Below are 13889 nucleotides of genomic sequence, written 5' to 3' on the forward strand. Positions count from 1 at the left end.
CCTAATTTATCATATTCTTATAAAATTAATGATGCTAAACCAACTATTGCTTCTTTTTTCAAGATAATGAAGGCTGACATTAAACATGAGATTGAATTGGTCGGTCTTCCGGTGGACAGCGATCTATTTACTATTACGCTTGAACGTAGCCGAATTGATCCTGACATGCTTAACAAAGTGGCATTGAGATTTGAGGACTTGGGGGAAACAAAGAATACAATGAAAACGGCCTTTGGGTCATCTGGCACGCCAACGAGAAAGGATGCAGAAGATTGTAAAAGAATGATCATTGAAAGAGGCAATTCAACATTATTCGGTTTGCTGGGGGGGATCTCGGCTGTTAACAACGTTGTCTCTGTGGGCGTGAGATAATCGAACATGACGTTGAATGACAGCTTCTAAATTCGCTTAATCGCCCTGCAGCACTAAACTGTAGGGTATGCGTAAATTCAGACTCGTATCAGCCGTACAAGCCACAGTGCTGTTACTTTTATTTGGCTGCAATAGTGAAGGCTCCCCCGTGGATGACGAGGCTTCCTCTCCTGATGCCCCCGAGGCTGTGGATTCTGGCACCATTGACCCCATCAGTATCGATCCCACTACCATCTCGCCCACCACAACCGGTAATTGGTATCGCCCCGTGGTGTTATCGACCTGGCAATGGCAACTCAATGGTACGGTGAATTCCTCTTATGATGTTTCTCTCTATGACATTGATTTATTTGATGCATCAGAAGCGCTTATCCAAGATCTTCAAGCGAAGAACATCAAGGTGATTTGTTATTTTTCTGCCGGTTCTTATGAAGAGTGGCGACCTGATGCGACCGCATTTGAATCTGCGGAGTTAGGCAATGCACTGGATGGGTGGCCGGGGGAGCGGTGGTTAGATATTCGCTCATCCAATGTGTTGTTAATCATGAAAAACCGGCTTGATCTAGCGGTGCAAAAAGGGTGTGACGGGGTAGAGCCAGATAATGTGGATGGGTACAGAAATAGCACGGGTTTTCCACTGACAGGTGACGATCAACTGACGTTTAACCGTTTGATTGCGAACGAAGCTCATGCGCGAAATTTGTCAGTGGGGCTTAAAAATAATGTCGAGCAGATCAATGACCTCGTGGATTACTATGATTTTGCCCTGAATGAACAATGCTTTGAATTTGATGAATGTGCGTTTTTAACGCCCTTTATCGAGAAGGGAAAAGCGGTGTTTAATGTCGAATACGAAGAAAAGTATATTCAAAATACCACGGACAGAGAGGCGCTGTGTGCCGCGTCGCTGGAAAAGCAGTTCAGTACGTTAATTTTACCGCTCGATTTGGATGATAAATTTCGACAGAGTTGTTTATAACGTTATCCCACATCGCTTATCCCCGTATGTTAATGCATGGGCAAAAGTTGCAAACCCCTAAACCCTGTGCTTACTTTACTACTAAGTGTTTATTCTATTTTTAAGCCAAGACCCCGATCACGTTAAGTGATCCATAAGAGTGTTTCGGGGCCTGTGACTGTTTGCAGCAAACGGAGGCGCAGCAGATGAAGCAGATGCAGATTATCTATCTCAAACCGCACTCCGGCCTTGTCACGGGTAATAACCCGACCTTTATGTCGCCCCATCACTAAACCTCTTCTTTATCCTCTGAATCCACGTCAAAGGGCGCATCGCGCTTTCTGGTTTTTCTCGTTTTCATTTGGCTTTTATTGGGGCTTCCTCTGATGTTGCCCTGATACACATAGCCATTACAGGTTTGGGGTCGCTATGGGCGAAACGCATTATTGGCAACAATGCATTGATTACGCGACGTTATTGCGCCGCCAATTGCACCAGCAGCCGGAATTGAGTTGGCAGGAAAAGCACACGGCTAACACCATACGTGATGCGTTGAGTGCAATGTCGATTGAATGGCGAACCTGTGCGGAACTAGGTACGGTGGCAACGTTGGCTGCGAACCTGTCGGGTAAGCACATTTTATTGCGTGCCGATATGGATGCCTTGCCGATTGAGGAACGTTCTGGCGTGTCATGGTGCTCTCAACAACAAGGCGTCATGCATGCGTGTGGCCACGATGGGCACACCGCCGTACTGCTGGGCACCGCCAAGTGGCTAAAAGCCCATGAACACCAATTGACGCATCCGGTGAGCTTGATCTTTCAACCCGCTGAAGAGGGCGGGCACGGTGCACGAGAGATGATCAAAGATGGCGCACTGACGGGCATTGATGCGATCTATGGCTGGCATAATTGGCCCGCGATCCCATTGGGTCAGTTATTTTGTCCTGAAGGGACAGTGATGGCGGGCAATGCCACTTTCGAGATCGCGCTCACCGGTGTGGGTGGACATGCCAGTCAGCCCAATCTGTGCCGTGATCCGGTGCTGACGGCCGCCGCCATTACGGTCAATTTACAGCAAATCGTGGCGCGCCGATTAGCGCCACAAACGGCCGCGGTTGTCAGTGTGACAGCCATTGATGCCCCGAGCGGGGCAACGACCATTCCTACTCATGCCACACTCAGTGGATCGATTAGGGTGTCGCACATGGACGATGCGGTGAAAGTGGGCGAATGGATCACGCAGATCAGCCAGGACACGGCCGCCAGTTATGGTGTGGAGTGCCACGTTACGCATTTCCCTCGGTATCAACCTACCGTGAATCACACGATAGAGGCCGCCCATAGTCGCGCCACATGGCAAGCATTGTTTGGCGATACGGCGCTGGATACCGACTCGCTGCAACCTATTATGGCATCAGAAGATTTCAGCTATTACTTGAACGCGATCCCCGGGGCGTTTGCCCTCATTGGCGCTGGCGCGCACGGTGTTGATCATTCGCCACCTTGTCACAGTGCCTATTACGACTTTAATGATCAATTGATTGAGCCCGTCATGCGCTGGTTTTCTTTACTTTGTGCATTGCCGACCCCCTCGTCTAAATAGCCACTCCCATACAAACAGGGACTCAACTGAACCAATAGCCAGGAGCCGGATTATGAGCATCTTTGAGCAACGTGAATCCAATTTACGCGGCTATTGCCGCATTTATCCCACGGTATTTGATACGGCCTATAACGCCATTCAAACCGATGAAAACGGGCGTGAGTATATCGACTTCTTTGCCGGTGCGGGGGTGCTGAATTTTGGTCATAACAATCCCCATATGACGGAAGCAGTTATTGACTACATTCAGCGCCACGGTGTGCTGCACAGTCTGGATATGAGCACCTGTATTAAACGTGAATTTATGGAAAAGTTCGTCGATATAGTGCTTAACCCCCGCAATATGCCGCATAAAATGCAATTTGTTGGCCCCACTGGCACCAACGCGGTGGAAGCCGCAATGAAACTGGCACGGCGGGTGACGGGGCGGCAGACGATCGTGGCGTTCAACCATGCCTTCCATGGCATGACGTTAGGGGCATTGGCGGCTACCGCGAATAGCTATTTTCGGGGGGCGGCAGGGGTGCCATTAAACCATGTGCAGCATCAGCCTTTTGGCGCGGAAGATGAAAGCGACATTGATGGGCACGTGGCGTTAGAGCAGTTAAAGGCCCAGTATCAGGATTCGTCGTCAGGGCAGTCGCTGCCAGCGGCGTTCCTGGTGGAAGTGGTGCAAGCAGAAGGTGGGGTGAATGTGGCCGATAAAGCGTGGCTGAAAAGTCTCGCTGTGTTGGCCAAAGACGTCGGCGCCTTGCTGATTGTGGATGATATTCAGGCGGGTATGGGACGTACCGGTGCTTTCTTTAGTTTTGATGAGTATGACATCGACCCTGACATTATCTGTTTAGCCAAAGGCTTAGGGGGATTAGGGACGCCCATTGCGATGAATCTCGTGAAGCCCGAGTGGGATGACCACTGGTCCCCCGGCGAGCACACCGGCACGTTTCGCGGGCAGAGCTTATCGTTCATCGGTGGGGTGCAGGTGCTGCGCTATTTTGAAGATGACGCCTTTATGGACGAAGTGAAACGTAAAGCCAGCATCATGCGTCATTATTTGGATGGATTACACCGCTACCCCCATATTCAGATCCGTGGCAAAGGCATGATGATTGGCATTGATCTGCAAGATGGCGTGGCGGCAAAGGCGGTGGTCAGTGAGTGTTTTGATCAAGGTTTATTGTTAGGCGCCTGTGGCACTGGCGGACAAGTGATTAAGTTGATCCCACCGCTCACCATTGAAGATGCCCATCTTGCTAAAGGGCTCAATATTGTCGTTGCTGCCATAGAGAAAGTGATCGCAGGGAGCGCCACGGTTGATGCAGAGATTCCTCGGGAGGCAGAATGAAAAACAGAGACGATATGACCTTTGCGCCCGAAGAGTATCAAGCGCGTTTGGCGGCATTAAGACAACGTATCGCCGAGCGTTGTTTGGATGCCGTGGTGATCACCGATCCTGAAAACATCATGTATTTAACCGATTACCAAACCACGGGGTATTCGTTCTTCCAAGGGCTGATTGTGCCCTTAGATCAAGAGCCGATCATGATCACCCGCGCGATGGAAGAGTCCAATGTGATTGAGCGTACATGGGTCGAACATACGCGGCCGTACCCAGATACCGGTGATGCTATCCAGATGTTAGTGGAAACATTGCGTGAGTTTAATTTAAATAATAAGCGCATTGGCTATGAGCGAAATAGCTATTTTTTCCCCGCCTATCAGCAAGATTTTATTCATACCACGTTAACCGAAGGCAAGCTGCTTGATTGTTTCGGCATTGTGGAAGAAGGGCGTATTTGTAAATCTGCCGCTGAAATTGAACTGATGAAAAAAGCCGCCTTCGCGACGGAGGCGGGTATGCAGGCGGGCCTTGAGGCTGCGGTTGCCGGGGTCAGCGAAAATGACATTGGTGCCGCCATCAGTGCGGCGATGTTCAAGGCGGGCGGCGAACCACCGGCCGTCATGCCTTATGTTACCTCGGGACCCAGAAGCATGATTGGGCATGCCACGTGGGAAGGACGCATTGTTGGGCCAAATGACCATGTATTTCTCGAAGTTGGCGGCTGCTATCGGCGCTACCATACCGCCATGATGCGTACTGCTGTGAATGGGCAACTCACCGACTCTATGTACAAAGCGCAAGAGCTGATGAAAATGGCGCTGGATACGCTGCATGGCTACGTGCAACCGGGCATGACGGTGTCGGACGTGGATAATTTAGTCCGCAACATCATATCGCATAACGATGTAGGCGCGCGATTGATCACCCGTTCCGGTTACTCCATCGGCATCGCTTTTCCCCCCAGTTGGGATGAAGGCTATATCTGCAGCTTAAAACAGGGGGATTCCACCATTCTAAGGCAAGGGATGACTTTTCATATTATCCCTTGGATGTGGGGCGTCGATGGCAATAAGACCTGCGGAATTTCCGACACCATTTATGTGACAGAAACGGGTGTCGAGTCTTTCTTCTCTTTAGAAAAAGACTTTGTGGTGCATCCTGCGTCAACCCAACTCGCGCCTATTCTGTCAACGGCTAACACCTCATCGATATCGACCTTGGCGCCGTCCCAAGGCGCTGCCAGCAAGGGTCAAGCCGCCGTTCATCCTGCACAAGCAGGCTCGGTAAATACGCAGGAGAAAAAAGATGCTTAATGTAATTAATCCCGCGACCGGACAGTGTATTCAGCAATATCCCGCCGTCACGCCAGCGCAAATGCAGGAAAAAATGGCCTTAGCCCAGCAAGGCTATCTGGCATGGCGTCACTGCAGCATGGACGAGCGTGCCAGTCTGCTCAAACAGGTTGCCGCCCAACTGCGCGCCGATAAAGTGCGGCTCGGCCAGTTAATGACGGATGAAATGGGCAAGCCCGTGAAAGAAGCGGGTGCCGAGGTAGAAAAAGCCGCGTGGTGTTGCGATCACTACGCCGAATATGCGGAAACCTATTTACAAGATGACCGTGTCGACAGTGATGCCAGCCTCAGTTATGTCCATTACCAGCCGTTAGGCCCCTTGCTGGGGGTGTTACCGTGGAACGCCCCGTTGTGGATCGCATTTCGCTTTTTGGCCCCCGCGCTGATGGCCGGTAACAGTTGTGTAATGAAGCACGACCCACATGTGCCGGGGTGTGCCGCCGCCATCGAACAAGTGTTTAAAGCCGCAGGGGCTCCCGAAGGATTGGTGGTGAATTTACCGATTGAAACGGCGCAAGTGGGCGAGGCGATTCGGCATAAGCACATTCAAGCGGTGTCGTTTACCGGTTCTGCCAAAGCGGGTGGCATTGTGGCCGCCACCGCCGCCGCTGACATTAAACACGCGGTGTTGGAATTGGGCGGCGCAGACCCCTTTATTGTGCTGGCAGATGCCGACCAAGATGCCGCCGCCGATGTTGCTGTGTTGTCGCGTATTATCAATGCGGGGCAATCGTGCATTGCGGCGAAGCGCATTTTGGTTGAGCAACCCATCTATGATGAATTTGTCGGTAAACTGAAACAGCGTTTGCAGGCACTGAAAGTCGGGGACCCGAATGATCCGGCCACCGACATCGGCCCTATTGCCCGTGCAGACTTGCGCGCCAATCTGCATCGCCAAGTCACGGAAAGCATCGCGCAGGGTGCCCGCTGTGTATTAGGGGGAGTATTACCTGATGGCGACGGTTTTTTCTATCCCGTCACCTTGTTAACTGACGCTCATGTTGGCATGTGTGGGATGGAAGAAGAAGTGTTTGGTCCGGTCATGGTGGTGTGCCCGGTACGTGATGCTGATGAAGCGCTGCAAGTGGCGAATACCAGTGAATATGGGCTCGGGGCGGGCGTCTGGACCCGTGACAGCGCGAAAGCCTTGGCCTTAGCAGAACAGCTTGAAACTGGTCAAGTGGCCATTAACGGCATCGTGAAAACCGATCCACGTTTACCCAGCGGTGGGATCAAAAAATCCGGCTTTGGCCGCGAATTGGGTGAGGCCGGTATTAAAGCGTTCGTCAATGCCAAGCAAATTTGGATTAAGTAGTTGGCTTAAATTGAAAGATGAAAGGAGGATCAGGGAGCGTTGTCCATGTTGAATGAATTGTCGATCGCTCCCTCACTTTTACGGTTTCTGATAGCCCATCGATTGTCTGCAAGCGCGTCGTCATAGATACTGGTCATGCATACCACGCGTTATGTGTGGCGAAGGCAAATATCATCATGGATGATCACATAAATGAAGAGTAAGTGGCTCGCGATTTCACAGGGAATATGGTTTGCGGGTATTCCCATTATTATCATGTTGAGCTTTTTATTACGGCTAAGTGGTGGGCAAGCATCGGCTTATTTGTTGGGTATGCCGGAAACGCTGTGGTTCTTGCTGCCTGCTGGGTTGTTCAGCGTCGTATTTGTGCTGATGTACCTTGGTGTTCATGCTATACCCCGAGCGAAACGTTTTGGGCTGCTTGCATTTCTATCGCTGGTGGATGGGGTTTACTATGTCGTAGTGAGCAGTGTTTATGTTATAGAAACAGGTATTGATGCCTTATGATGATAAATGACGGAGTAGGCTCAATATATTTGTGAGTCAGTCTAACGACAAGGTGTTTAATAGATAAGGATATGTGATGGAATCATTAGCAGGCGGCAGAGAAAATGCCATTTATCAAGACGGTGAGGCCGTGCTGCGGCCATTGTCGCCGTGGTCGCCGACCATTCACCGCGTGTTGCAGCATTTTGAGCAACAAGGCGTGCAGGGTGTACCGCGGTTTATCGACGTTGAAGGTCAGCAAGAACGGCTCAGCTTTGTCGCAGGAGAAGCGTATAACTACCCGCTAACTGGCGAAATCGCGGGGCTGCCCGCATTACACTCCGCAGCGGCTTTGTTGCGAACATTGCACGACGCCTCCGTGACATTCTTAGCGGAACACCCCGTAGAGAAGGGCACATGGATGCTGACGCCACGGAAACCGTATGAGGTGATCTGCCACGGTGATTTTGCCCCGTACAATGTGGCCTTGCAGCAAGGTGATGTGGTCGGTGTGTTTGATTTCGATACCGCACACCCTGCGCCTCGCTTATGGGATCTCGCGTATGCAGTGTATTGCTGGGCGCCGTTCAAAACCGATTCGGTTGATCGGCTCGGCACCTTGGACGAGCAAATCGCCCGTGCCAAGGTGTTCTGCGACGGGTACGGCGCCACTGCGGTGCAGCGTGAGGCGTTGCCTGCTGCGATGGTTGAACGGTTGACGGCGTTAGTCAATTTCATGCGCACGGAAGCGGATAACGGCAATGCCCAATTTGCTGCGAATATTGCCGATGGACATCATTTCGCGTATTTGGCAGATATTGCTTACATTCAACAGCATGCAGGCGCCCTTCAGCAAGGGTTGAGCGAGCAGCAAGGGTTAGGTGAATAATTTAATACCACAAACAAACACAAAGTATCAAAAAGTGATGTCAAATTGTATTATGTGATACTTATTGATCTTATTGCGCGTATCGGATTGGGTACACTTATCTCGTTCTCAGATAAGGAGTTACCCCATGAAAACCATCGCATCAAACATGTCAGCATTGACCACCTCAACCCTAAAGAAACGTGTTAGCAAAACATTGGCCTCATCCGTTGTTGCACTCAGTTTGCTGGTGGCCCAGTCGGCGAATGCGTTTGAACTTACCAGCCATGATATTCAGGAAGGTCACCCAATGGCGAAGACCTTTGAATACAACAGCTGGGGGTGTGATGGCGGTAACCAGTCGCCACAACTGATGTGGAAAGATGCGCCAAAAGGCACCAAGAGCTTTGCGATTACCGCGTATGATCCCGACGCGCCAACAGGCAGTGGTTTCTGGCACTGGGTAGCGTATGATATTCCGGCGGATGTGACTGCATTGCCTCGTGGCGTCGATATCAACAAAATCGGCGGTAAAACGGCGCGTATTGATTACGGCACCACAGGCTTTGGCGGCGTGTGTCCACCGGAAGGCGACGGCATGCACCGTTACCAGTTTACGGTTTGGGCGTTGCCAACCGCGACGTTGAATGTCGGTCCTAACACCACACCGGCAGTGATTGGTTTTACGTTGAATAATATGGCGTTAGGTAAAGCGAAACTGACCGCAACCTTTACCCGATAAGCCGTAACGAGATAAGACACGGGAGAGCGTGATGGCGCACCAATATCAAACGACATGGTTTCGTGCCGGGCAGCAACAACCGCTGCGCAATGTGCGGATCCACTCTCCCAGTCTGATCCATATTTTGTCGGGCAGTAAACGTCTGTTCTGGAAAGACAGTACGGTAGAGGTGATGTCGTCGCAGTGCTTACCGTGTGAAGCCTCGGCATCATTGAGTTTTGATAACCTGCCGCACAACGGACGGTTTCTGTCACGCATGATCAGCTTTCACTGTCAGCCGACAGAGGCTATGTTGACGTTAAGCCAAACCGTCAGTAAAGCCCGCGATCAACAGGGGGCATCGCCGATGTTTGAGGTCGATAGTGCCTTGAATGCGACTTTAGATGCCCTGTTTTCTTTTGACCTTAACACCATGAGTGAGGCGACCCAAACCTTCTGGGTAATGGGTGTGTATCAGCAGTTGGCTGAACAAGGCCAATTGCACCCGCTATTTCCGCAAGCACAAGTGACGTTCAGTCAGCAAATCAGCCTGTATGTATCCCACTCTCCCAGCGAGGAGCATGCGTTGGATGACGTAGCTGCCCATTTTGCCATGAGCCGCGCGACCTTGATCCGCAAGCTCAAACTGGAAGGGCGGCAGTACCGCGAAGTGCTAGCCGAAGTGCGCCTGAATCACGCGTTGTATTTAATGCAACACGGTGACAGCAATGTGGCGCTGTTAGCGCAATGCTGTGGTTACCAATCCGAAGGGCGGTTCAGCCAGCGCTTCAAAGGCAAGTTTGGGGTGACACCCAGCGGGTATTTAAAAACCTTATCGGCGAGTACCTAAAAAAGACAGAATAAAAAAGAGGAATCAGATGATCCCTCTTTGTGCATGTTCTGGGGGTACATGATGGTCTGTTACGCGGTCTCGGTGACGGGTCGAGGTTCACTGTTAAGGGGCTGTTTTTCAAATTCCAAGATATCCCCAGGCTGGCAGTCCAGTACTTCACACAGTTTGTCGAGCGTCGATAATCGGATGGCTTTGGCTTTGCCGTTTTTTAATACAGACAAATTCGGTTCGGTAATATCGACCGCTTGTGCCAAGGTCTTCAAACGCATTTTCCGTTTTGCCATCATGACATCTAAATTAATACGAATAGTCATCATCAGTCCTTAAATTGTGTGACGTTGTTCATCGGCAAGTCGATACCCTTCTTTCATTACCCATGCAATGATCAAGATGATGAAGCCCAGTAAGACAGTAGCCGCATCCACACCGTTAAACCCTACCACGACGAGACGTTCCCCGGGTGGGTTGTTGAACGACAGCACCACCGATATATACGTGCTATAAACGATAGAACCGCCCACCCAATAAAACACACTCTTCCCCAGCTTCTGGTAGCTCAGGGCATTATCAAGCGTAAAAATATCGTTATGTTCATAATTGCGGAAAAGACGGATCAGCACGGTTAAGGCGTACATAATAATACTGCAAAGTAACAAGCTGCCCAGTGCCGCAAAGAATCGTGTTGTGGTGGACAGCGGCATGTGCGTGTAATCCGCAATGGTTTCGGTAAACGCAATGAGGGTTAATGGCGCACCATAGGCGGTATTAACGGTTGCCCAGTAGTAACACACCATAATAGGCACCAGAACGAAAATGGCTTGAAAGAGTAGCCGTATGCGATGGCACTTTTGTTGAATAGTCGACATGAAACACTTCCTTTTGTTGAATAATGATGCGGTGACCTTAAAAGAGCGAATCTTGCCTATCAATAAAAAATTATCGCAAAACGATAAATCAAGGTTGTTTTACGATGTATCTCATAGGGGGATGAAACGGAATGTAATTGAGAGGGGGATTTTTCTTGTCAGAAGCCAAGCTAAGTAAAGAGAAGCCTGAAAATAAAAAAAGAGGGATCAAAGGATCCCTCTTGCGTCTTAGTGATGTTGTGTTTGCTTTGGTGTCTTTCTGCTGTTTTTCTTTTTCAGGTAAAAATTAGAAAACCAACTTAGAAATAAAGAAACCGGCGGTAACAGATGAAATCACCATCACAAAACCTGGGAGGATATAACTGTGGTTCACCACGTATGTCCCCAACTTGGTGGTACCGGTACGGTCGAATGACACACAGCCAATCTGGCCTGCACCCGGAACGATGAAGTCACCACAGGTTGCAGGGTACAGTGCCACCAGCATGGCCGGTGGAATACCCATCGCGGCGCCCAATGGCATCAGGGCAGAAACAGTAGCGGATGGGCTGAAAATAACCGCTGAGAAGCAGAACAGGATCAGACCGAACATCATCGGTGCGCTTTCTACCATGCCTTCAAACGTGGTTTCAAAGAATGGCTGGTACGCATTGAAGAAAGTACCTGTCATCCAAGAAATACCGAATACACCGACCACGCCGATCAAACCAGAACGGAAAACCGAGCCTGACGCAAACTTGTCACTTGGCACTTTGGCAAAGATGATCATGAACAAGGCACACGCCAGCATCACCATCTGGATCAGTACTGGGGTTGCCAGCACAACGTTTTTGCCGTCGATATCCCAAGAAGGCAATAGCGATTTGAACGTACCGAACAGGATAACCGTCGCCACACCCAAACCAAAAATCAGTACGCTGAGTTTTACGGGCTTGGTTGGAACGTACGCGGCTTTTTCTGCTTGTAGGTTTTCATCTTCATGCAGCATTTGGTATTCACCTGACGCCACACGACGTTGGAATTCAGGATCATTTTCAAGTTCAGCACCACGCTTGTACACGAAGGCACAACCACACAAGGTACCGATCACGAATGCAGGCATGCTGACCGCAAGGATCTGGAAGAAGGACACATCGTACATTGACAATGTCGCGATCATACCCGCGGTTGCCGCACTCATCGGGCTTGCTGTGATCGCAATACCAGACGCAATAACCGCCATTGACATTGGACGTTCAGGACGGATCTTCGCTTCTGCTGCCACTTCCGCAATAACCGGATAAACTGCAAACGCCACGTAAGACGTACCACAGAACACCACGAACATAGACGAAATCAATGGGCCCAAGAACGTAATGGCGCTTGGCTTTTTACGCAGCAACTTCTCTGCAATACGGACTAAGAAGTCCAAGCCCCCAGCACCTTGAAGGACACTGGTACAGGCGATAACGGCGATGATGATCAGTAGCACGGTGGTCGGTGGCGACCCCGGTTGTAGGCCAAAGCCCAGCACCAGAATACACACCCCCAAACCCCCAGCGGCACCCAAGCCAACGCCACCAAATCGGCCACCCACGCCGATACAGGTCAGTACTACAGCCAGCTGTAGCCAAAATTCAATGCTCATAGTCACTCCAAAAAAACGGGATCACCTCGCGGCAACCCCGTTGACTGTCTGTCAAACGGCCCGTCGAGCAGACGGGCGCGTGAAAAGGGGATAATTAGTTTGCTGCGATTGCTTCAGCACGTTCGATTTGTGCTTCAACCGCCTGAGGTGCCGTGCCGCCGTAAGAGTTACGTGCAGATACACACGCTTCTAGCGTGATATCTTGGTAGATATCTTCGTCGATAGACGGATGGAATGAACGGAATTCGTCAAGGCTTAGCGCGTCCAGTTTCTTGTCGTGTTTGATGCAGTAGTTCACCGCAGAGCCGACAACGTGGTGCGCTTCACGGAATGGCAACCCTTTACGAACAAGGTAATCCGCCATGTCAGTCGCGGTAGAGAAACCACGGTCAGCTGCATTACGGGTGTTCGCTTCAATGATCACCATTTTTTCGATCATCGGCGTCATGACCTGAAGTGACAGTTGCAGGGTATCCATTGAATCGTATACCGCTTCTTTGTCTTCACTCATGTCGGTGTTGTACGCCAGTGGCAGGCCTTTCATGGTGGTCAAAATGGCCATCAAGTTACCGTACATACGGCCGGTCTTACCGCGGATTTTTTCAGCGATATCTGGGTTTTTCTTCTGTGGCATGATGCTTGAGCCCGTACAGAAGTCGTCAGACAGTTCAATGAACTTAAAGTCTTGGCTTGAGAACAGCACGATTTCTTCAGACAGACGGCTCAGGTGCATGAAACAGATGGCTGCCGCGGCGTTGAATTCCACCATGTGGTCACGGTCACTGACCGAGTCAATGCTGTTGTGTGTCGGTTCGTTAAAGCCCAACAGTTCAGCGGTGTGGAAACGGTCGATAGGGAAGGTAGTACCTGCCAATGCCGCAGAACCTAATGGACACTGGCCCATACGCTCGTGCAAGTCTTCAAAGCGAGAGTAATCGCGCTGAAGCATCCAGAAGTACGCCATGATCCAATGTGAGAACAGGATTGGCTGACCGGTTTGTAGGTGCGTGTAACCCGGCATGATGACGTTCATTTCGCCTTTTGCACGCTCGATGATCACTTTCTGCATTTCGCGGATCAGTACCAAGTTTTCTTGGATCACGCCACGCATGTGCATTTTTGAATCCAGCGTGGTTTGGTCGTTACGGCTACGTGCGGTATGCAGTTTACCGCCGACTGGACCGATGATTTCAGTCATGCGTTTTTCGATAGACATGTGCACGTCTTCATCAGCGGTGTCGTAAACGAACGTGCCTTCTTCGACTTCTTTTGCAACGGCTTGCAGACCAGAAATAATCAGGTCAGCTTCTTCCTGTGTAATGATATCTTGTTTAGCGAGCATGGTTGCGTGTGCAATGCTACCTTTAATATCAATAGGGAATAAACGCTTTTCAATCATGATTGTTGCGTTAAATTCTTCAACAAGTTTATTTGTTGGCAGATCAAATCTACCGCCCCACAATTTAGAAGACATAAGAACCTCGTAAAAAATTAATAAATTAATAAATTAATAACAATATAAGA

At 50.2% G+C, this 13889-nt stretch carries 14 protein-coding genes; 10 read left to right on the plus strand and 4 right to left on the minus strand.

Going from position 1 to position 13889, the window contains the following annotated elements; genetic code table 11:
- The 10 genes from L4C36_RS21960 to L4C36_RS22005 form a co-directional block, all read left to right on the plus strand.
- A partial coding sequence (locus tag L4C36_RS21960) for a hypothetical protein (RefSeq protein WP_428479918.1) occupies positions 1–372 on the plus strand: 372 nt, incomplete at its 5' end.
- Positions 373–439: 67 nt separating this feature from the next.
- Positions 440–1351: an endo alpha-1,4 polygalactosaminidase gene (locus L4C36_RS21965; RefSeq protein ID WP_428479919.1), complete on the plus strand. Its 912-nt coding sequence runs from the start codon at positions 440–442 to the stop codon at positions 1349–1351.
- Positions 1352–1759: 408 nt separating this feature from the next.
- Positions 1760–2935, plus strand: a complete 1176-nt coding sequence (gene doeB2 / locus L4C36_RS21970; protein WP_428479920.1) for a N(2)-acetyl-L-2,4-diaminobutanoate deacetylase DoeB2 — start codon at positions 1760–1762, stop codon at positions 2933–2935.
- A gap of 52 nt (positions 2936–2987) precedes the next feature.
- Positions 2988–4280 (plus strand): aspartate aminotransferase family protein, encoded by a 1293-nt coding sequence (locus L4C36_RS21975; protein WP_428479921.1) that lies wholly within the window; start codon positions 2988–2990, stop codon positions 4278–4280.
- A complete protein-coding gene (gene doeA, locus L4C36_RS21980) occupies positions 4277–5590 on the plus strand; it encodes an ectoine hydrolase (protein WP_428479922.1) in 1314 nt (437 codons plus the stop codon). The genes L4C36_RS21975 and doeA overlap by 4 nt, the downstream gene beginning before the upstream one ends.
- Positions 5583–6944, plus strand: coding sequence for an NAD-dependent succinate-semialdehyde dehydrogenase (locus L4C36_RS21985; RefSeq protein ID WP_428479923.1), 1362 nt, complete (start codon positions 5583–5585; stop codon positions 6942–6944). Before doeA ends, L4C36_RS21985 begins: the two co-directional genes overlap by 8 nt.
- 192 nt (positions 6945–7136) lie before the next feature.
- Positions 7137–7451: a hypothetical protein gene (locus L4C36_RS21990; RefSeq protein WP_428479924.1), complete on the plus strand. Its 315-nt coding sequence runs from the start codon at positions 7137–7139 to the stop codon at positions 7449–7451.
- A 76-nt stretch (positions 7452–7527) separates the two neighbouring features.
- Positions 7528–8319 (plus strand): phosphotransferase enzyme family protein, encoded by a 792-nt coding sequence (locus L4C36_RS21995; RefSeq protein WP_428479925.1) that lies wholly within the window; start codon positions 7528–7530, stop codon positions 8317–8319.
- Between the two features lie 148 nt (positions 8320–8467).
- Positions 8468–9040, plus strand: a complete 573-nt coding sequence (locus tag L4C36_RS22000; RefSeq protein WP_428479931.1) for a YbhB/YbcL family Raf kinase inhibitor-like protein — start codon at positions 8468–8470, stop codon at positions 9038–9040.
- A 31-nt stretch (positions 9041–9071) separates the two neighbouring features.
- Positions 9072–9869 carry a helix-turn-helix transcriptional regulator gene (locus L4C36_RS22005; RefSeq protein WP_428479926.1) on the plus strand — a complete coding sequence of 266 codons (798 nt, stop codon included), beginning with the start codon at positions 9072–9074 and terminating at the stop codon, positions 9867–9869.
- A 71-nt stretch (positions 9870–9940) separates the two neighbouring features.
- Here the strand turns inward: L4C36_RS22005 and L4C36_RS22010 are convergent, their stop codons facing one another.
- The 4 genes from L4C36_RS22010 to argH all read right to left on the minus strand — a co-directional run bounded on the left by L4C36_RS22010 (position 9941) and on the right by argH (position 13839).
- A complete protein-coding gene (locus L4C36_RS22010; protein ID WP_428479927.1) occupies positions 9941–10186 on the minus strand; it encodes a helix-turn-helix domain-containing protein in 246 nt (81 codons plus the stop codon).
- 9 nt (positions 10187–10195) lie between these two features.
- A complete protein-coding gene (locus tag L4C36_RS22015; protein ID WP_428479928.1) occupies positions 10196–10738 on the minus strand; it encodes a DUF2975 domain-containing protein in 543 nt (180 codons plus the stop codon).
- A 286-nt stretch (positions 10739–11024) separates the two neighbouring features.
- Positions 11025–12365 carry an anaerobic C4-dicarboxylate transporter family protein gene (locus L4C36_RS22020; RefSeq protein ID WP_428479929.1) on the minus strand — a complete coding sequence of 447 codons (1341 nt, stop codon included), beginning with the start codon at positions 12363–12365 and terminating at the stop codon, positions 11025–11027.
- Positions 12366–12459: 94 nt separating this feature from the next.
- Positions 12460–13839, minus strand: coding sequence for an argininosuccinate lyase (gene argH / locus L4C36_RS22025; protein WP_428479930.1), 1380 nt, complete (start codon positions 13837–13839; stop codon positions 12460–12462).
- Positions 13840–13889 lie beyond the last annotated feature (50 nt).

The organism is Photobacterium japonica (genome assembly GCF_050337005.1).
In the GTDB taxonomy this organism is placed as follows: Bacteria; Pseudomonadota; Gammaproteobacteria; order Enterobacterales; family Vibrionaceae; genus Photobacterium; species Photobacterium japonica.